Source organism: Brachybacterium muris, from assembly GCF_016907455.1.
In the GTDB taxonomy this organism is placed as follows: Bacteria; Actinomycetota; Actinomycetes; order Actinomycetales; family Dermabacteraceae; genus Brachybacterium; species Brachybacterium muris.
The window spans coordinates 1,679,490-1,697,274 of record NZ_JAFBCB010000001.1; the positions used below are offsets into that span (position 1 = coordinate 1,679,490).

The following is a 17,785-nucleotide window of genomic DNA, read 5'->3' on the forward strand; positions in this document are numbered from 1 at the left end:
TCACTGCCCGCCCTTCTGCACGAAGGAGCGCACGAAGGTCTCGGCGTTGGCCTCGAGGACGGAGTCGATCTCGTCGAGCAGGTCGTCGGCGCCCTGGGCGGAGGCGAAGACCTGCCCGCCGGAGACGGCGTCGGCGTCGGTAGGGTCGTCCTCGCCCGGTCCGGGGGCGTTCAGGGACAGCTGGCTCATGGTCTCTCCTGGTGGTCTCGGGGGTCGTGGTGGCCTGGGGGCCTACGGGGCGGTCTGGGAGGCGTCGACGGCGCGGCGCAGGGCAGCGAGCACGTCGTCGACATCGGCGCCGGGGTCGATGCCATGCTGCTCGCACCAGGCCGCCGAGCCGATGGTGGGATCGGCCAGGCGGATGCGGGCCCCGCCCTCGGTGCCGGCCACGGTGATGGTGTCCCAGCCGGCCGCCGGTACGCGGTCGCGGTGCTGGGAGATGAGGCTCCCGCGCAGGTGAGCGCGGGTCGATGCAGGTGGGGTGAGCACGGCACGCTGCACCTCCTGCTCGCTGACCAGGGTGCGCACGCGGCCCTTGGCGCGCATCCGCTCGAACAGGCCCGTGGCGGGGCGCAGGTCCGAGTACTGCAGGTCGATGGCGAACAGCCGCGGATCGGACCAGTCAAGGCCGTGGCGGGCGCGGTATCCCTCCAGCAGGCGCAGCTTGCCCAACCATTCGACGCGGTCGGCGGCGAGCATCGGGTCCTGCTCGAGCAGGTCGAGGATCTCGCTCCAGGCGGTGAGCACCTGCGCGGTCTCCTCGTCGGCCAGGTCCGCTGCCGTGCGCAGGGCCTCGAGGTAGGCGCGCTGGACCTGCACGGCAGTGAGCTCGCGGCCGTCGACCAGGGGTACGGTGGCGCTCAGCAAGGGGTCGTGGCTGATGGTGTGCACGGCGCCCACCGGATCGGCCAGGGCGATCTCCGGCAGGATCCGCGTTCCGGTGCGGTGCTGGGCCTCGATCGCTGCGAGCAGCAGGGATGTGGTGCCGAGCTTGAGGAAGGTGGACTCCTCCAGCATGTTGGCGTCCCCGATGATCACGTGGAGGCGGCGATGCCGTGCGGGGTCGGCGTGGGGTTCGTCGCGGGTGTTGACGATGGGCCGGTTCAGGGTGGTCTCCAGCCCCACCTCGGCCTCCATGAAGTCGGCGCGCGAGGAAATCTGGAACCCCGGGGTGGTGCCGCGGGGGCCGATGCCCACGCGTCCCGCCCCCACCAGCACCTGGCGGGTGGCCAGGAACGGCAGCAGCGCCGCAACCACGTCGTCGAAGGGGACGGCGCGGTCCAGCAGGTAGTTCTCGTGGGTGCCGTAGGAGGCGCCCTTGCCGTCGGTGTTGTTCTTGTACAGGGCCACTTCGGGGATGCCGTGGGCACCGGCCAGGATGTCCATCGCGCGGCGGGCGATCACCTCTCCGGCACGGTCGGTGACCACGGCCTCGCGGGCGCGCAGCACCTCGGGTGCGGAGTACTCGGGGTGGGCGTGGTCCACGTACCAGCGGGCGCCGTTGACCAGCACCGCGTTGCCGATGGAGCGGTGCGCGGCCCAAGTGAGGATCTCGTCGTCCTCGCCCTCGGGCGGGGTCTCCGGGCCCTGCAGGGGCGCGTCCAAGTCGACGCTGGGCACGTGGGCGTCGCGCACCTGATCGGTGAGCTGGGTGGGGTGCGCGGCAGCCCGCTGGATCTCGAAGCCGCGGGCGTCGCGCAGGGGCGTCTCGTCGCCGTAGTCCCAGCGCACGCGGCGGCCCCGGTCACCCTCCGCGGGATCCAGCAGGGCGTAGGCGGCCACGGTCAGGTGGGACAGCAGGATGGAGCTGCCGGCGCCGGCACGAGCGCGGTCCTCCGGATCGGCATGGAGCACCCCGAACTCGGTCTCGATGCCCATCACCCGCTGGGTGGTCAGGTCGTGGCTCATGCCTCGACCACCTCCTGCTCGGGGCGGCCCTGCAGGGGGATCACCGCGTCCACGCGGCGTCCCCGGCGACCCGAGATGCGGGCCCAGTCCTCAGGGTGGGCGCCGGAGGGAAGGTCCTCGTTCTCCACGAACTCGCTGCGGATAGCGGCGGCCAGGTGCTCGGCCCCCACACCCACCTGGCCGGTGGCCAGCTGGTCCTTGACGGCGTTCTTCTTGGCGCGGTCCACGATGTTGCGCAGGGTGGCGCCGGAGACGAAGTCACGGAAGTGCAGCACCTCGCCGGTGCCGTCGGAGTACTCCAGGCGCACGAAGGCCGACTCGGGGCCGTCGGCGTAGATCTCCTGCACGGCCTCGTCGATCAGCGCCTCACGGTCACCGCGCACGGGAACCGACTCGTCCAGGTACAGGCCCAGGATCTCCCGGCCGGCCTCCGCATCGGGGCGACGCACCCGGATCTTCACGTCCAGACGGCCGGGGCGCAGGATCGCGGGGTCGATCATGTCCTCGCGGTTGGAGGCACCGATCACGATCACGTTCTCCAGGGTCTCCACGCCGTCGATCTCCGCCAGCAGCTGCGGGACCACGGTGGTCTCCACGTCGCTGGACAGGCCGCTGCCCCGGGTGCGGAACAGCGATTCCATCTCGTCGAAGAAGACGACGACGGGATGGCCGCTGGTGGCCTTCTCCCGGGCCCGCTCGAACACCAGGCGGATGGAGCGCTCGGTCTCCCCCACGTACTTGTTCAGCAGCTCGGGGCCCTTGACGTTGAGGAAGAAGGAGTGCGCGAGGGCCTCCTCGACCGGCACCCCGCGGGCCTCGGCCGAACGCAGTGCCAGCTCGTGGGCCACGGCCTTGGCGATCATGGTCTTGCCGCAGCCCGGAGGGCCGTACAGCAGCACACCCTTGGGCGGGCGGAGCCCATAGGTGCGGTACAGGTCCTGCTGCAGGAACGGCAGCTCCACGGCGTCGCGGATCGCCTCGATCTGGTCGGAGAGCCCCCCGATCTGCTCGAAGGAGATGTCGGGGACCTGCTCGAGCACCAGGTCGGTGATCTCGGCCCGCTCGATCCGCTCGATCACCAGTTGGGCCCGCAGGTCCACCAGCACGTGGTCACCGGGGTGCAGGACCTCCTCTGCCAGGGACCCGGAGCGGCGCAGCACGCGCACGTCGTCGGGGGCCACCGCCACCAGGACCCGGGAGTCGGCGAGGGACTCGAGCACGGTGACCATGCTGCCGGCGTCGCTGGGGGCCACCACCTCGACCGCGGCCAGCGCCTCGTTCAGGCGCAGCTCGGCACCGGGTTCCAGGGCGTCCAGGTCGATCTGGGCGCTGGTGGCGATCCGCAGTCGGCGTCCGTTGTGCAGCACGTCCACGGTGGTGCCCTCGGTGCGTCGCAGGAAGGTGGCGTAGGAGTTCGGGGGGTCTCCCACCCGCTCCAGGTCGGCCTTGAGGTCCACGATCTGGGCGCGGGCCGCGCGCAGGCTCACGGTGAGCCGGTCGTTGAGGGTGGCGAACCGCTCCAGTTCGGCGGACATCTCCGCGTAGGTCTTCATGCTCATCTCGATGAGGTCTCCTTCAGCGGTCGCGGCCCTGGCGGATGTCGCGCAGGGCGCGCTTGATCTTGCGGGGGGCCACGCCCCGCTCCCCCAGGTCGTTCGCGGTCCACTCTCCGCCCCCACCGCCGAAGCCCTCGTTGTCGGGGTGGGCGATCTCCTCGGCGTCCCGGGATCCGGGGGCGGGGCGCGTCACCCGGGTCAGGGCGGTGACGCCGTGGGCGGTGCGACGGGCGGTGATCAGGAAGCCGGTGTGGGCGTTCATTCGGTGCTCGGGTCGCACGGCGAGACCTTCGAGGTGCCAGGGCCGCACGAACGACTCCCAGGCGTGGGGCTCGGTGAACTGGCCGTGGTCGCGCAGCGCCTCCGCGGTGCGGGACAGCTGGGTGACGGTGGCGACGTACGCGAGGAACACGCCGCCGGAGACCAGTGCCAGCGCCGCGGCGTCCACGCACTCCCAGGGCGCCAGCATGTCCAGCACCACGCGGTCGGCGGCCGGCCCCTCGGTGGCGAGCTCCAGGGCCACGTCCTGGAAGTCACCGATCGACAGTGTCCACGCGGGGTGCTCGGCCCCGAAGTAGGTCTCCACGTTCTCCCGGGCGACGGTCGCGAAGTCCTCCCGGCGCTCGATGGAATGGACGCTGCCGCTCTCGCCCACGGCGCGCAGCAGCGCGGTGGTGAGGCCACCGGAGCCGACCCCGGCCTCGAGCACCCGGGCCCCGGGGAAGATGTCGGCCCACATCAGGATCTGTGCTGAGTCCTTGGGGTAGATGATCGCGGCGCCGCGCGGCATGGACAGCATGTAGTCGGCGTACAGCGGCCGCAGCGCCTGGTAGGCGTTCCCGGCGGTATCGGTGATGACGGTGCCGTCCTCGGCGCCGATCAGGTCGTCGTGCTGGAGCACACCGCGGTGGGTGTGGAACTGGCCGGCGGTCTTCAGCGTGATGGTGTGCAGGCGCCCGCGGGAGTCGGAGAGCTGCACCTTGTCGCCCACGTCGAAGGGCCCGGTGCGGTCCAGGCCCCGACCCCGCTCACGGGCCTCCTGGTGCTCCCCGGGGGCGGGGGCGCCCGCGGGGCTGGTCGCGCTCTCGGGCGCGGTGTCGCCGGCGGGGGCGGGGGGCTGCGGAGGTGTGGAGGTCATGCGTTCCAGCATAGGTCCGAAGCCCTGGCCGGGGCCGAACGTGCTCAGCGTCCTCGCAGGACAGCGTTGACGTCTGCGCTCTTGATCACGCCGACGACGGCCCCGGTCTGCTCGCGCACGAGATACAGCGGGTGGGGCCGTGCCAGCATCGCGGTGACCATCTGGCTCCCGTTCAGCCCGGCGGCGAGCTCACCCACCTCCCCCAGGGGTGCGGCGACAGCACTCACGGGAACGTTGCCGCGCTGCCCGGCGGGCACCGAGGCCACGGCCGACGGGTCGATCCGGTACACGCGCAACGGCGGTCCCTGCTCGAGCACCACCACCGCCTCGAGGTCCGGCGTCGAACCTGGCTGGGCCCGTTCCCGCAGCCCGTCCAACAGCCTGTCCAGGGGCAGGTCCGCCGGGACCGCCACGACGGGGCGGGCCAGCTTGCGGGCATCGAGGTGCTGGATGCGGTGCTCCAGGTTCGCGGCCTCCAGGGCGCGCGAGGCCCCCTGCCACAGCATGCCGGCGATCAGCAGCGCCCACACCAGGGTGAGCATCGACCCGGTGCCCACACTGTCCCGGCCCCACATCCGCCACAGCGGCCAGATCACCACGGCCACCGCGATCGCGCGACCCAGCCAGGCCGTGATCCGGGTACCGGTGATGCGGCTGCGCAGCACGGTGCCCAGCAGGGACTCCAGGGCCCGTCCGCCGTCCATCGGGAGCCCGGGCAACAGGTTGAACACAGCCAGCGCCACGTTCAGCCAGGCCGAGTACCCCCAGAACAGGGCGGCCACGGAGGTCCCGTCGTCCGTGCGGGTGAGGGTGGCAAGTCCCGTGCACAGCGCCGCCAGCAGCAGGTTGCTCGCGGGACCGGCCAGGGAGATCACCATCGAGGGCACACCGCCCATGCGCTCGGCGCGGTACTGGGTGTGCCCGCCCCACAGGGTCAGGGCGATGTGGTCCACGGTGGCGCCGAACAGCCGGGCCGTGAGCGCGTGGGCGAGCTCGTGGACCAGCACCGAGACGATCATGAACAGGGCGATGCCCAGGGACACCACGATCGCGCCGCCGGGGCCGACGGCGCCGCTGAGCGAGATCACCGGGTGGACGACGACGGCGAGGATCAGCAGGGTCGCCAGCGTGCCGCCGCTGATGCGGATCGGCGGCAGCGAGCCGAGGCGCAGCGGGGGGATCTTCACAGGCCCGACGATAGCCGGTGCCTATGATGGATCGATGAGTCGTATCGCGATCACCGCTTTCAGCGGCTGGAACGACGCGGGCGAGGCGGCCAGCGGTGCCATCGAGCACCTGCTGAGCGTGTGGCCCTCCCGCCTGGCCGGGGCCGTGGACGCCGAGGAGTTCATCGACTTCCAGGTCAACCGCCCCGAGCTGCGCACCACCGAGGAGGGGCTCCGCACCCTGGACTGGCCGGACACCGAGCTGCGGATCGTGCAGCCGCCCCGCGGGCCCGAGATCGTCACCGTGCTGGGACCGGAGCCGAGCCTGCGCTGGAAGCGCTTCTGCGATGAGGTGCTGGAGCAGATGCAGCTGCTGGACGTCAGCTCCGTGATCTCCCTGGGCGCCCTACTGGCCGATTCCCCCCATTCCCGTCCCCTGCCGGTGAGCTGCCGGGTGGAGCCCGGCGCCGCGGAGAAGGTGGACGACGAGGACCTGTACGAGGGCCCCGTGGGGGTGCCGACGGTGCTGGCCCGCCGCACCACCAGTGCGGGGCTGCGCACCACCAGCATCTGGGTGCAGGTGCCGCACTACGTCGCCCAGACCCCGTCCCCCAAGGCGGTGCTGGGCCTGATCCGCGAGCTGCAGGACCGGATCACCGCGCCCATCCCCCTGGACGAGCTGGAGGAGGACGCCGCGGCCTGGGAGCGCGGGGTGGACGAGCTGGCCCGCACCGACGAGGAGGTGGCCGACTACGTGCGGCGCCTGGAGCGGGCACAGGACGCGGCGGGACTGCCCGAGGCCAGCGGCGACGCGATCGCCCGTGAGTTCGAGCAGTTCCTGCGCCGGCGCCGCGATACGGACTGATCCGGCGTCCTGCCGTACCGGAGGGCTGTCAGTCCTCCAGCGACAGCCCGAACAGGGCATCCACCGCCGCCGCCACGTCACCGGGCGCATCGGCGCGCGATGCCTCGTCCGCTGATGGCGCATCGGCTGTGCTTGCCGCCGACGAGTCGGCCGCCCAGGCGTCGAGCACGGTGAGGGCGGTGGGGGTGTCGAGGTCGCCGCGCAGTGCACGGCGCAGTGCCTCGACCGTGCTGGGGGACGAGCCGCCGCGGCGCGCGGCCGCACGGTAGGCGGCCAGGCGCGAGGTGGCCCGCTCCATCTCCTGGCCGGTCCACTCCCAGTCGGCGCGGTAGTGGTGGGCCATCAGCACCAGGCGGATCACCATCGGGTCGATGCCGTCGGCCACCAGGCGGTGCACGAACACCAGGTTCCCCAGGGACTTGCTCATCTTCTCGCCCTCGTAGGCGACCATCCCGGTGTGCGGGTAGAGCGAGGCGAAGCCGTGGCCGAGCGCCACCGCGTGGGCGGCGGAGAGGTCGTGGTGGGGGAAGATCAGGTCGCTGCCGCCGGTCTGCACGTCGAACGGCAGCCCCAGGCCGTGCTCGGCGACGCACACGCACTCCACGTGCCATCCGGGCCGGCCCACGCCCAGCTCACCGGCGTCCCAGGACGGCTCGCCCTCGCGGGCTGCACGCCACAGCAGCGGGTCCAGGGGGTCGCGCTTGCCGGGACGATCGGGGTCCCCGCCGCGGTCTGCGTAGACGGCCATCATCTGCTGACGGCTCCAGCCGGAGACGTCCCCCAGGGCGCCGTCGATCGAGAGGTCCAGGTACCAGTCCGGACCGGCCGCCTGCCCCTCGGGGTTCTCCAGTGCGTACGCCCGCCCCCGACGTTGCAGGGATTGCACGGCGGCGATGATCGAGTCCATCGACTCACTCACCGAGAGGTAGGTCTCCGGGGCGATGATCCGCAGCGCCTCCATGTCCGAGGTGAACAGCTCGGTCTGCTCACGGGCGAGGTCCTGCCAGTCCACCCCGTCGCGCTCGGCTCGCTCCAGCAGCGGATCGTCGACGTCGGTGATGTTCTGCGCGACATCCACCTGCCAGCCGACGTCGAGTGCGGCGCGACGCATGAGGTCCGCGGCGTGGTACGTGGCGGCGTGGCCCATGTGCGTGGAGTCGTACGGGGTGATGCCGCAGACGTACAGCCGGGCATGGCCGGGGGTGATCGGCACCAGGGGCGTCACGCGCCCCGTGCGGGTGTCGTGCAGGCGCGGCGGGATGCCGGAGCCGGGCAGGGGCGTGATAGCCGGTGAGGTCCAGGAAGGCACCTGACGATCATACGGACCCGGGGTGGGAGCTGGTTCAGCCTCCGGCGAGGGGGTCGATCACACCGGTGATCAGCAGCACCAGCAGCAGCACGCCCGCGACCACGCGGTAGAGCACGAAGGGCATGTAGGAGCGGTTCTCGATCAGGCGCATGAACCACACGATCACCACGTAGCCCACGGCGAAGGAGACCAGTGTGGCCACCGCGATGGCCAGCAGGGACGGCTCCCCCGCGGCAGCAGCGGCGGCGCGGCCGTCCGCTGTGAGCAGCACCGGGACCTCCTGCGCGGCCTTGTAGAACCCGGAGGCGAACACCGCCGGGACCGCCAGCAGGAAGGCGTAGCGCGCGGCGGCCTGTCGGGTGTAGCCCATCAGCAGGCCCGCGGTGATGGTGCCGCCGGAGCGGGACACCCCGGGGATCAGTGCGAGGGCCTGTGCCAGGCCGAACAGGATGCCGTCCCGCACCGTGAGGTCCTTCAGCTCCTTGCGCTGCGGGGCGATGCGGTCGGCCACGCCCAGCAAGATGCCGAAGAGGATCAGCATGGTGGCAGTGATGTAGAGGTTGCGCAGTCCGTGGTCGATCTGGTCCTCGAACAGCAGGCCCAGCACGCCGATCGGGATGGAGCCGATGATCACCATCCACCCCATGCGCACGTCCGGGTCGGAGTGCGGGATCTTCCCCGCGACGGCCTGGAACCATTTGCCGATGATGCGGGTGATGTCGTTCCAGAAGTAGATCAGGACCGCGGTCTCGGTGCCGAGCTGCACGATCGCGGTGAAAGCCGCGCCGGGCTCCTGACCGGGTTCGAGCAGCTCCCCGACCACGCGCAGGTGAGCGCTGGAGGAGATGGGGAGGAACTCTGTCAGGCCCTGCACGATGCCCAGGATGATCGCTTCGATGAAGGACACCGGCACTGCTCCTTGCGGTGATCGCACCGATGGTGCGGGTCGGGACGGACGGGGGCACGGATGCCCCACCCCGAAACAGTACGCGGCGCCCGGCCGCTGACCGGGCGCCGCGTCGAGGTGCCACGTGAAAATGCGACGCAGATCCCGTGAAGGGATCAGCCTCGCGGGGCGATGCTCAGGCGTCAGCCCCGGGAGGGGGCGTCGTCATCGTCGTCAAAGTTGTCGTCATCGTCCTCGTCGTCGTAGTCGTCGTCCTCGTCATCGTCGTCGTAGTCGTCGTCATCGTCATCGTCGTCATCATCGTCGTCGAAGTCGTCATCGTCGTCCTCATCATCGAGGTCATCGAGGTCATCGAGGTCATCGAGGTCGTCGTCGTCGAAGTCGTCGTCGCCGTCGAACACCACCAGCGGCGTGGCCACGTCATAGGCGTCGAAGAGGGCGTCGTCGTAGGTGTCGAAGGCGGTGCTCAGCTGCTCGGTGGCTGCCTCGAGCGAGGGATCGTCGTCACCGCGTGAGGCGGCTGCGGCCTCGTAGTGACGTTCCAGGGCGGCGATCAGCGCGGCAAGAGCGGAGCGAGGATCCGTGTTCATGGTTGGACCGTACCCCGTCCGGGGGCAGAATGGACAGTCATCGGTCACTCGTCATGCAGGGAGGGAACACGTGCCCAGAGGTCAGCAGCCGCCGCTCAGCAAGGTGATCCATGTGCACGATCCTCGTGGCGAGCGGGACCTGCCGCTGGAGAAGGGGCGCCGCCCCGAGGACTACGAGTTCCGCATCATCACCATGCCGCGCCGCGCCTCCATCGGGACCGTGCGCGCCGCCCTCACCGAGGAGGCGGAGTACGGGCGCTGGGAACTGGCCCGTACCCGGATCTACATGGGCGGCGAGAAGAAGGTGTGGATGCGCCGTCGGATCATCCGGGTGCAGTCCACGCTGATCACTGCTGCGGGTCACTGACCCCCTCGCACTTCTCTCCCCCGATCTCCCCCGATGCCGGCTCCCCCTCGCGCAGCGCCGTCCACAAGAGCGGCTGCTCCCCTGCGCCTGAGGTCCCGTTCTGCTGGGATGAGGGGATGAGCGAGCTGCTTCCGGAGGTCCCCACCGCCGCCCTGGTGGTGCTGGTGGTCGTGTACCTGCCACCGGCAGTGGTGCTCTCCCGCATCGACGTCCTCCAGCATCGCTTGCCCAATGCGTGGGTGGGAGGGATGACGCTCGCCGTGGCCGCCGCACTGCTGCTCGCGTCGGCCCTGGAGCCTGCTCTGCGCTCATCGCTGAGGGGAGCCGCCGTGATCGCCGTGGTGCTGGGGGCCGGTGCGGTGCTGGTGGCGCTGATCGCCCCTCCGCTGATCGGGATGGGGGATGCGAAGGCGCTCCCGGTGGTGGTGCTGATGTCGACCGTGATGGGCGGGGAGGTGCTGATCGGTGCGCTGCTGGGCATCGCCCTGCTGGGCGGCGCGGTGGGAGCAGTGGTGCTGGCAGTGACCCGGCGGGCGGGTCAGCGCTTCCCCTTCGGTCCGGTGCTACTGGCGGGCCCCTTCCTCGGGCTGCTGCTCGCGCCGCTCGTGGCCGGGGCCCTGGGCAACGCCTGAGGGGCTGGGCTCACCCTGTCGGCAGCCCACGCTGCCTGGCCGCCTCGTACAGGCCGATGGAACCGGCGATGGCGGCATTGAGGGAGCTCGCGCTGCCGCTCATGGGGATCTCGGCGAGCAGATCGCAGGCCTCCCTCCATCCGCTGCTGAGGCCCACGGTCTCGTTGCCGACCACCAGCACGGTGGGCCCGGTCAGATCGGTGTGGGCCAACTGGTGGCCCCTCGCCTCCTCCAGGCCGACCACCTGCCAGTTCTCCCCTGTTTCGCGGCGCCGCCCCACCCAGTCCATCAGGTCCCGGTGGGAGTCCCGGCGCACCACGGGGATCGCGAACACGGAACCCGTGCTGGCACGGATCGCCGCCGGGTCCCACGCATCGGCACTGCGCCCGGTGATCACCAGTGCGTCGCCTCCCAGCGCATCGACGGTGCGGGCGAGTGATCCGATGTTGCCCGGGGAGCCGGGGCGGTCGAAGGCCACCACCAGCGTGGGTCGCGATGCACCATCGACGCGGCCGTGGTCCAGTCGATCCAGGTCATCGGAGGGGACGGCTACCAGGGCCAGCAGTTCGGGGGCACCGTCATCGCGTTGACCGAGCTCGGCCATCAGCTCGGGTGCCACGACCACCACCGGGGCCGGTGGCTCGGCCAGCAGTTCCCTGGCCCACTGGGACGGGTTCTCACGACCGTCGCTGAGCAGGGCCCGGATCTCGTGCTCGTGGGTGATGGCCTGGGTGATGGGCCGCACGCCGTGGATGATCATCTCCCCGGTGCGGGTGCGCTTGGTGCGGTTGGTCAGCAGTGCCTGCCACTGCTGGAACAGGGCGTTGCGGCGCTCGAGACGGGCCGGCAGGGCGGGTCGGCCGCGGTTCATGCGCCGGCCCCGTCGTAGCCCAGTTGTCGCCACGCCTCGTACACCGCGATGGACGCTGCGTTGGCGAGGTTCAGGGAGCGTCGTGCAGGGAGCATCGGGATGCGCACCCGCTCGGTGACGCGCTCATGCTCCAGGGCGTACTCGGGCAGGCCGGTGGGTTCGGTGCCGAACAGCAGCACGTCGTCGCGGCGGTACTGGATGCTCTCGAAGGTGACGTCCGTGTGTGAGGTGAAGGCGAACACCCGTGAACCTGCGACACAGCAGAGGGCGGTATCCAGATCGGGGTGGATCCGGACATCGGCCAGGTCGTGGTAGTCCAGTCCCGCTCGCCGCAGCTTCGAGTCCTCGAAGTCGAAGCCCAGGGGTTCGATCAGGTGGAGCTGTGCGCCGGTGACCGCCGCCAGACGGATCGCATTGCCGGTGTTGCCGGCGATCACCGGTTCGTGGAGGAAGACGTGGACCATGGGGCTCATTAACCCACGAAGGGCCCCGGTCGATGAAACCGGGGCCCTTCGTGGTGATGAGTGTCCGAGAGGGGACTTGAACCCCTACGCCCTAATACGGGCACTAGCACCTCAAGCTAGCGCGTCTACCAATTCCGCCACCCGGACAGGTGGCCGCACCTGCGACTCGGAAACTCTAGCACGCACGGGGCGCCCCTCCCCCGCTCCCGTGGGTGCTGCCAGCGCGTTCGTGGCGACCATCACGCCTTCGTCATCGCATCGCGGCATGCAGCACCCTCAGCACCGCAGCGATCGCGGCCCCCAGTGCCATCTGCTGGGCCTCACCGCATCGCTCACGCAGGTCCTGCAGGGCCGCTGCCGCCAGGACCAGCATGGTGGGGTCCGGCTCGTCCAGGTGGGCGCCCTCCCAGCTGGCCAGCTCGGTGAGGACACCGGCAAGTTCCTTGCAATCGGCCGGGCGGGAGGTGACCATGAGGTCCACCCTGGCGCGGGTGGCCAGAGCCGTGCACCGGCGCAGCAGCGGCGTGGAACGGGACGCGGGGATCGCGAGCAGATGCTCGGCATGGTCTGCGGGCATGGCCTGCAGCAGGGTTCCTCGGTCTCGATCCATGAGTCACTCCCTCGTGCCCGGGATGGTGTGGTGCGGACGGCGCCGCACCCCGACTTTACTTCGTCTTTACTTTGCTGTGCAAGGGCTCCGCCGTGCCAGCTCCGCGAGGGCAACCTGCCTCATCGGTCCCAGGGGCGCAGGCACACCAAGCATCGAGCGGAGCTGCATATCGGCCTGGTGCAGCAGCATCTCCAGCCCGCTGACGACCCTGCAGCCCTGCTCCTCCAGCAGAGCGGCCAAGGGTGCGGGCCACGGTTCGTACAGCACGTCGAGCATGATGGACGGCACCGGGACGTCCTCGCTGCGCGACCAGGTGGTCGCCAGGAACTCCGCACCGGGATGGGCCAGTGCGCTGACCACAGCATCGCTGGCCAGCACGTCGCTGGACCGCTCCCAGGGGATCAAACGCACCTCCGCACCGGCCTGCTGCGCAAGTGCCTGCACCCGGGTGAGCTTCTCCGGGCTGCGGGCGCTCAGCTGCAGGCACTCCGCCCCCAGGTCGAGCAGTGCCGCCGCTGCACTGAGTGCGGTCGCGCCCGATCCCAGCACGCCACCCACCGACACCCGGCTCGCGCCGCCGGCGCGCAATGCCGCGCTGATGCCGTGGACATCGTGGTTCTCGGCCCGGAAGCCACCGTTCGGCCCGCGCAGCACGGTGTTGGCGATGCCCAGCCGGGCCGCGGTGTCGTCGTGGGTGGTCGCCAGGGCGAATGCCTCGGCCTTCCCGGGCATGGTGATGCTGGCACCGGACAGCTCGCGCCCGGGTCCCTCGGTCAGGAATCGCGCCAGCTCCCCCGCGGGCACCTCGAACCGTTCGTACGTCGCGTCCTCGATGCCCAGCTCGCGGTACGCAGTACGGTGCAGCAGCGGGGACAGGGAATGCTGGATGGGGGAACCGATGACGCCGAAGCGGCGCATGCCGTCCTTCACGCTCATCACCTGTTCACCGACTGCTCAGGGCTGTTCAGCCCTTGCTCTCGGCCCATTCCTGCCACTCGCGCACGTTCTTGGTGTGCTCGTCCCAGGTGGCCGCGAACTTGGTCTCACCGGTGTCGGTGTTCACCGAGACGAAGTACAGCCAGTCACCCTCCGGCGGGTTCGTGGTCGCATCGAGCGTGGCACCGCCCGGGGCGGCGATGGGGCCGATCGGCAGACCCGGGTTGAGGTACGTGTTGTACGGGGACTCGGTGGCGCGCTCCGCATCGGTGGTGCCCACCGCCCCGGACTTGCCCGAGAGATAGTGGATGGTGGAGTCGAACTGGAGCGGCATCGGGGAGCCGCCCGCCTCACCGGTGCCCTCCAGGCGGTTCAGGATCGTGCGCACCACCTTCCCGTAGTCCTCGGCGTTACGCACCTCCATCTCTGCCAGGGAGGCGATGGTCAGGGTGCGATGCCACTGGTCCTCGGGGATCTCGCGCTTGGTGAGCTCCTCCTCCATGCGGGTCCACATCATGGTGATGACGTCCTCGGCGGTGGCGTCCTCCGGGATGTCGTAGCGGCCGGGCCACAGGTAGCCCTCGAGGCTCTTGGCGGGGTTCTCGGGGATGCCGAACGAGGTGTAGTCCGCGGCTGCGGCCTCGAACTCCTCCACCGGGATGTCGGTGGTCTCGGAGATCACCGGCCAGATCTGTGAGACCCGCAGGCCCTCCGGGACGATCACTCGATGGGCGGCGAGACTTGCCGGGTCAAGCAGTGTGGTCAGGGCGTCTGCCGACTTCATCTCCTTCTTCAGCCGGTACAGGCCCGGCTCGATCGAGGATGCCTCCGGCGTGTTGGAGAAGATGGTGATGAACGGTCCGGCGGACTTGATCACGCCTTGCTCGACCAGGGTGCCGGCGATGTCGGTCCCCGTGTCGCCCTGGGCGACCTCGGCCACCACCTCACCGGTTCCGGGCCCGGGGAAGTCCTGTTCCTCCGCCTCGACGCTCACGTTGGAGGTGAGCCACTGGTAGCCCTTCACGCCACCGAAGGCGAGACCGCCGAGCACCAGGAGCACCAGCAGCACCGGGATCAGCGACCGCACGCCTCCGCCGCTGCGACGGGGGCCTCGGCGGTGACCGCGGCCGTGGTCCTGCTCCTCGACGATGTCGTCGAGGAAGACGTCCTCGTCGCTCATGCGGAGTCCTCCTGCTGGGTTCCGGGAGCCGGCGGGGCCGGGGTGTCGTCGGGGTCGTCGGCAGGATCGCCGACGACCAGTTCGCCTGCTCGGGCCCCGGTGGCCCGTTCGACGTCCAGCGCCTGCTGGAGGATCATCACAGCGGCCACCTGGTCCACGACCTGGCGGTGCTTCCGACCGCGACGACCGGAGTCGTGCAGAGCCCTGTGGGCCGACACTGTGGTGAGCCGTTCGTCCAGCAGGCGCACCTCGGTGTCGAGGCCGGTGCGGGACAGCATAGCGATCAGTTCCGCGCAGAAGGCGCGCGCCTTCTGCGCCGCTGCGCCCTCCTGCCCCGACAGGGAGCGTGGAAGGCCCACCATGACCACGCGTGCGGAGGCGTCCTGCGCCTCGGCCAGCACCCGGGCGACGGCCTGGTCCCGTGGGACCGTCTCCACCGGTGTGGCGATCAGTCCGTCGAGGTCGCTGCGGGCCACGCCCACGCGGACATCGCCGACATCGACGCCCAGGCGCACCCCGCGGGGCAGGCCCTGCGGGGTGTCGCCGGGCGTGGTCGTCCCTGCGGAGGTCATGCGGTGGCGGTGGCGCTGATGCCGGAGCGCACCGCCTCGAGGGCGGAAGCGATCTGCGTCGGGTCTCCCCCACCGCCCTGGGCCATGTCGGCCTTGCCGCCGCCGCGGCCGCCCATGGCCTCGGCGCCGGAGCGCAGCAGGGTGCCCGCGGCGAGTCCCTGGTCGCGAGCGGAGGCGTTGGTGGCGACCACCAGCGATGCCCGGGAGTCCTCGTGACCGGCGACAGCCACGACGGCAGGGACGTCCTCACCCAGGCGCGAACGCAGGTCCAGGGCCAGGGTCCGCAGGTCACCGGCCGAGACACCCTCACCTGCATCATGGGTCAGCACCCGCACGCCACCGAGGTCCGTGGCCTCCTCGACCAGCCGGCCGGCCTGGGCCTGCAGCTGCGCGCCCCGCAGGGAGGCCAGCTGCTTCTCCATGTCCTTGACCCGCTGGGTCAGGGCGCGCACCCGCTCGGGGATGTCGTCGCTGCCCACCTTCAGGATCTCCGCGAGCTGGGAGACCATCGCGTGCTCCTTGGCGCGGTGACGGTAGGCCGACAGGCCCACCAGCGCGTCCACGCGGCGCACCCCGGAGCCGATGGACGACTCGCCCATCAGCTGGATCGCACCGATGGCACCGGTGGAGGGCACGTGGGTGCCGCCGCACAGCTCGCGCGACCAGTCGCCGCCGATGGAGACCACCCGCACGATGTCCCCGTACTTCTCGCCGAACAGTGCCTGGGCGCCCAGCGCCTTCGCCTCGTCCAGGGGCATCTGGGTGTCGGTGACCTCCAGCTCGTCCTGCAGCAGGGTGTTCACCCGGCCCTCGATCTGCTCGAGGGCCGAGCGGGGCACGCCCTGCCCGTAGCGGAAGTCGAAGCGCATGCGTCCCGGGGAGTTCTCGGAACCGGCCTGGGTCGCGCCCTCGCCGATCTCCTCGCGCAGGGCCTCGTGGACCATGTGGGTGGCGGTGTGGGCGCGAGCGATCGCACCGCGCCGCTCCACGTCGATCGCTGCGATCGCCCCGGATCCGGGTGCGGCCGAGCCCTCGACCAGCCGCCCGCGGTGCACGATGAGGCCCTTGATCGGGGCCTGCACGTCGTCGACCTCGATGATGCCGCCGCCGTCCACGGAGATGCGGCCCTGATCGGCTAGCTGACCGCCGGACTCGGCGTAGAAGGGGGTAGCGGCGAGCACGACCTCGACGTCGGCGGGCGCGTGGACCTCGTCCACCAGGGCGCCGTCCACCAGCACCGACTCCACCGTGGTGGCCACGGTGGACTCGGTGTAGCCGAGGAAGGGCACGTTCTCGCCGCGCTGGGTGAGCAGGCGGTTGTAGAGGGCGGTATCGGTGTGCCCGGACTTCTTGGAGGCGGCGTCGGCACGGGCACGCTCGCGCTGCTCCTGCATCGCGGTGCGGAAGCCCTCCTCGTCCACCGTCAGGCCCACCTCGTGCGCCATCTCCAGGGTGAGGTCGATGGGGAAGCCGTAGGTGTCGTGCAGGCGGAAGGCGTCCTGGCCGGCCAGGGTGCGGCCGCCCTCCTGCTTCAGCGCGCCGGTGACCTGGTCGAAGATCCCGGTGCCGGTGGCGAGGGTACGGCGGAACGCCTCCTCCTCGGTGTAGATCGTCTCGCTGATGCGCTCGAACTCGGAGCGCAGCTCCGGGTAGGACTCGGCCATGACGGCCTGGCACACCGGCAGCAGATCGGGCATGGAGGGCTGGTCGTGGCCCAGCAGGCGCATCGAGCGCACGGCCCGGCGGATGAGTCGGCGCAGCACGTAGCCGCGACCCTCGTTGCCGGGGCGCACACCGTCCGAGCACAGCATCAGGGCGCTGCGCACGTGGTCGGCGATGACCCGGAAGCGCACGTCGTCCTCGGCATCGGTGCCGTACGCGCGCCCGGTGAGCTCCTGCGCCTTCTCGATGACGGGGAACACCTCGTCGATCTCGTACATGTTGTCCTTGCCCTGCATCAGGTACGCGACCCGCTCCAGGCCCATGCCGGTGTCGATCGACTTGAAGTCGAGCTCGCCCAGCAGCGGGTAGTCCTTGCCGGAGCCCGCTCCGCGCAGGTACTGGTCGAACACCAGGTTCCAGATCTCCAGGTAGCGGTCCGAGGCCTCTTCGCTGGGCCACTCCGTGTGCGGGCCGCCCACTTCCTCGGGCCCGTACTCGGGGCCGCGGTCGTAGTGCCACTCGCCGCAGGGACCGGCGGGGCCGGGCTGGCCGGTGTCCCAGAAGATCTCCTCGCGCGGGAGCGTCACGATCCGCTCGGCGGGCAGGCCGATCTTCTCGGTGAGCACCTTGCGGGACTCGTCGTCCTGCTCCCAGATGGTGATCCACATGCGCTCGGGGTCCAGGCCGTAGCCGCCCTGGTCCTGGGGCGTGGTCATCAGCTCCCAGGAGAGCTCGATCGCACCCTCCTTGAAGTAGTCGCCGAAGGAGAAGTTACCGGCCATCTGGAAGAAGGTGCCGTGACGGGTGGTGCGACCGACGTTCTCGATGTCGTTGGTGCGGATGCACTTCTGCACACTGACGGCCCGCGGCCAGGGCGCGCGCTCGGTTCCCACGATGTAGGGGATGAACGGCACCATCCCGGCGATCGTGAACAGGATCGAGGGGTCCGAGGAGACGAGGGAGGCGCTGGGCACCACCTGGTGCCCCCGCTTCTCGAAGAAGTCGAGGTAACGACGACGGACCTCAGATGCACGCATGGGTGGTGTCCTTCC

The 17,785-nt window shown here is 70.7% G+C and carries 18 protein-coding genes and 1 tRNA gene; 3 read left to right on the forward strand and 16 right to left on the reverse strand.

The genetic code is table 11. The features are described from left to right. From JOD52_RS07770 to JOD52_RS07790, 5 genes are read right to left on the reverse strand one after another with little or no spacing between them, the layout of a single operon-like run. The gene (locus tag JOD52_RS07770) at nucleotides 1–189 is read right to left on the reverse strand and encodes a ubiquitin-like protein Pup (RefSeq protein ID WP_204409297.1); all 189 of its coding nucleotides are present in this window, start codon (nucleotides 187–189) and stop codon (nucleotides 1–3) included. 42 nt (nucleotides 190–231) lie between these two features. Continuing rightward, complete coding sequence (gene dop, locus JOD52_RS07775) at nucleotides 232–1,908, reverse strand: depupylase/deamidase Dop (protein ID WP_204409299.1); 1,677 nt, start codon at nucleotides 1,906–1,908, stop codon at nucleotides 232–234. Next, nucleotides 1,905–3,461, reverse strand: coding sequence for a proteasome ATPase (arc, locus tag JOD52_RS07780; protein WP_042342734.1), 1,557 nt, complete (start codon nucleotides 3,459–3,461; stop codon nucleotides 1,905–1,907). Before arc ends, dop begins: the two co-directional genes overlap by 4 nt. 22 nt (nucleotides 3,462–3,483) lie before the next feature. After that, complete coding sequence (locus JOD52_RS07785; RefSeq protein ID WP_239551835.1) at nucleotides 3,484–4,602, reverse strand: tRNA (adenine-N1)-methyltransferase; 1,119 nt, start codon at nucleotides 4,600–4,602, stop codon at nucleotides 3,484–3,486. A 44-nt stretch (nucleotides 4,603–4,646) separates the two neighbouring features. Beyond that, nucleotides 4,647–5,789 carry a M50 family metallopeptidase gene (locus JOD52_RS07790; protein WP_204409303.1) on the reverse strand — a complete coding sequence of 381 codons (1,143 nt, stop codon included), beginning with the start codon at nucleotides 5,787–5,789 and terminating at the stop codon, nucleotides 4,647–4,649. 34 nt (nucleotides 5,790–5,823) lie between these two features. Between JOD52_RS07790 and JOD52_RS07795 the strand changes: the two genes are divergently transcribed. Next, nucleotides 5,824–6,633: a PAC2 family protein gene (locus JOD52_RS07795; RefSeq protein ID WP_204409307.1), complete on the forward strand. Its 810-nt coding sequence runs from the start codon at nucleotides 5,824–5,826 to the stop codon at nucleotides 6,631–6,633. 28 nt (nucleotides 6,634–6,661) lie between these two features. Here the strand turns inward: JOD52_RS07795 and mshC are convergent, their stop codons facing one another. The 3 genes from mshC to JOD52_RS07810 form a co-directional block, all read right to left on the reverse strand. Beyond that, nucleotides 6,662–7,942: a cysteine--1-D-myo-inosityl 2-amino-2-deoxy-alpha-D-glucopyranoside ligase gene (gene mshC, locus JOD52_RS07800; RefSeq protein WP_204409309.1), complete on the reverse strand. Its 1,281-nt coding sequence runs from the start codon at nucleotides 7,940–7,942 to the stop codon at nucleotides 6,662–6,664. Between the two features lie 34 nt (nucleotides 7,943–7,976). Continuing rightward, on the reverse strand, nucleotides 7,977–8,849 hold the full coding sequence (locus JOD52_RS07805; protein ID WP_204409313.1) for an undecaprenyl-diphosphate phosphatase: 873 nt from the start codon (nucleotides 8,847–8,849) through the stop codon (nucleotides 7,977–7,979). 182 nt (nucleotides 8,850–9,031) lie between these two features. Next, nucleotides 9,032–9,439 carry a DNA primase gene (locus JOD52_RS07810; protein ID WP_204409316.1) on the reverse strand — a complete coding sequence of 136 codons (408 nt, stop codon included), beginning with the start codon at nucleotides 9,437–9,439 and terminating at the stop codon, nucleotides 9,032–9,034. A gap of 112 nt (nucleotides 9,440–9,551) precedes the next feature. Here JOD52_RS07810 and JOD52_RS07815 point away from each other — a divergent pair, with 112 nt between their 5' ends. Further along, complete coding sequence (locus tag JOD52_RS07815) at nucleotides 9,552–9,806, forward strand: DUF5703 family protein (protein ID WP_338124065.1); 255 nt, start codon at nucleotides 9,552–9,554, stop codon at nucleotides 9,804–9,806. Nucleotides 9,807–9,922: 116 nt separating this feature from the next. Continuing rightward, nucleotides 9,923–10,438 carry a hypothetical protein gene (locus JOD52_RS07820; protein WP_017822513.1) on the forward strand — a complete coding sequence of 172 codons (516 nt, stop codon included), beginning with the start codon at nucleotides 9,923–9,925 and terminating at the stop codon, nucleotides 10,436–10,438. Nucleotides 10,439–10,448: 10 nt separating this feature from the next. Here the strand turns inward: JOD52_RS07820 and JOD52_RS07825 are convergent, their stop codons facing one another. From JOD52_RS07825 to alaS, 8 genes are all read right to left on the reverse strand, one after another. Then, the gene (locus JOD52_RS07825) at nucleotides 10,449–11,309 is read right to left on the reverse strand and encodes an RNA methyltransferase (protein WP_204409318.1); all 861 of its coding nucleotides are present in this window, start codon (nucleotides 11,307–11,309) and stop codon (nucleotides 10,449–10,451) included. Then, nucleotides 11,306–11,773: a tRNA (cytidine(34)-2'-O)-methyltransferase gene (locus tag JOD52_RS07830; protein WP_017822511.1), complete on the reverse strand. Its 468-nt coding sequence runs from the start codon at nucleotides 11,771–11,773 to the stop codon at nucleotides 11,306–11,308. Before JOD52_RS07830 ends, JOD52_RS07825 begins: the two co-directional genes overlap by 4 nt. Nucleotides 11,774–11,834: 61 nt before the next feature. Next, nucleotides 11,835–11,920: transfer RNA gene (locus JOD52_RS07835), tRNA-Leu, on the reverse strand. 103 nt (nucleotides 11,921–12,023) lie between these two features. After that, a complete protein-coding gene (locus JOD52_RS07840; RefSeq protein ID WP_204409319.1) occupies nucleotides 12,024–12,383 on the reverse strand; it encodes a hypothetical protein in 360 nt (119 codons plus the stop codon). Nucleotides 12,384–12,449: 66 nt separating this feature from the next. Continuing rightward, on the reverse strand, nucleotides 12,450–13,319 hold the full coding sequence (locus JOD52_RS07845) for a shikimate dehydrogenase family protein (RefSeq protein ID WP_204409320.1): 870 nt from the start codon (nucleotides 13,317–13,319) through the stop codon (nucleotides 12,450–12,452). A gap of 28 nt (nucleotides 13,320–13,347) precedes the next feature. Further along, nucleotides 13,348–14,499, reverse strand: a complete 1,152-nt coding sequence (gene mltG, locus JOD52_RS07850; RefSeq protein WP_204409321.1) for an endolytic transglycosylase MltG — start codon at nucleotides 14,497–14,499, stop codon at nucleotides 13,348–13,350. Next, nucleotides 14,496–15,071: a Holliday junction resolvase RuvX gene (gene ruvX, locus JOD52_RS07855; protein ID WP_204409322.1), complete on the reverse strand. Its 576-nt coding sequence runs from the start codon at nucleotides 15,069–15,071 to the stop codon at nucleotides 14,496–14,498. The genes mltG and ruvX overlap by 4 nt, the downstream gene beginning before the upstream one ends. Then, on the reverse strand, nucleotides 15,068–17,770 hold the full coding sequence (gene alaS / locus JOD52_RS07860) for an alanine--tRNA ligase (protein ID WP_204409323.1): 2,703 nt from the start codon (nucleotides 17,768–17,770) through the stop codon (nucleotides 15,068–15,070). The genes ruvX and alaS overlap by 4 nt, the downstream gene beginning before the upstream one ends. Nucleotides 17,771–17,785 lie beyond the last annotated feature (15 nt).

Coding starts and splice junctions, on each gene's coding strand:
- JOD52_RS07770 (WP_204409297.1), bottom strand. CDS start 189: ATGAGCCAGCTGTCCCTGAACGCCCCCGGACCGGGCGAGGACGACCCT.
- dop (WP_204409299.1), bottom strand. CDS start 1,908: ATGAGCCACGACCTGACCACCCAGCGGGTGATGGGCATCGAGACCGAG.
- arc (WP_042342734.1), bottom strand. CDS start 3,461: ATGAAGACCTACGCGGAGATGTCCGCCGAACTGGAGCGGTTCGCCACC.
- JOD52_RS07785 (WP_239551835.1), bottom strand. CDS start 4,602: ATGACCTCCACACCTCCGCAGCCCCCCGCCCCCGCCGGCGACACCGCG.
- JOD52_RS07795 (WP_204409307.1), top strand. CDS start 5,824: ATGAGTCGTATCGCGATCACCGCTTTCAGCGGCTGGAACGACGCGGGC.
- JOD52_RS07810 (WP_204409316.1), bottom strand. CDS start 9,439: ATGAACACGGATCCTCGCTCCGCTCTTGCCGCGCTGATCGCCGCCCTG.
- JOD52_RS07820 (WP_017822513.1), top strand. CDS start 9,923: ATGAGCGAGCTGCTTCCGGAGGTCCCCACCGCCGCCCTGGTGGTGCTG.
- JOD52_RS07825 (WP_204409318.1), bottom strand. CDS start 11,309: ATGAACCGCGGCCGACCCGCCCTGCCGGCCCGTCTCGAGCGCCGCAAC.
- JOD52_RS07830 (WP_017822511.1), bottom strand. CDS start 11,773: ATGGTCCACGTCTTCCTCCACGAACCGGTGATCGCCGGCAACACCGGC.
- JOD52_RS07840 (WP_204409319.1), bottom strand. CDS start 12,383: ATGGATCGAGACCGAGGAACCCTGCTGCAGGCCATGCCCGCAGACCAT.
- JOD52_RS07845 (WP_204409320.1), bottom strand. CDS start 13,319: ATGAGCGTGAAGGACGGCATGCGCCGCTTCGGCGTCATCGGTTCCCCC.
- mltG (WP_204409321.1), bottom strand. CDS start 14,499: ATGAGCGACGAGGACGTCTTCCTCGACGACATCGTCGAGGAGCAGGAC.
- ruvX (WP_204409322.1), bottom strand. CDS start 15,071: ATGACCTCCGCAGGGACGACCACGCCCGGCGACACCCCGCAGGGCCTG.
- alaS (WP_204409323.1), bottom strand. CDS start 17,770: ATGCGTGCATCTGAGGTCCGTCGTCGTTACCTCGACTTCTTCGAGAAG.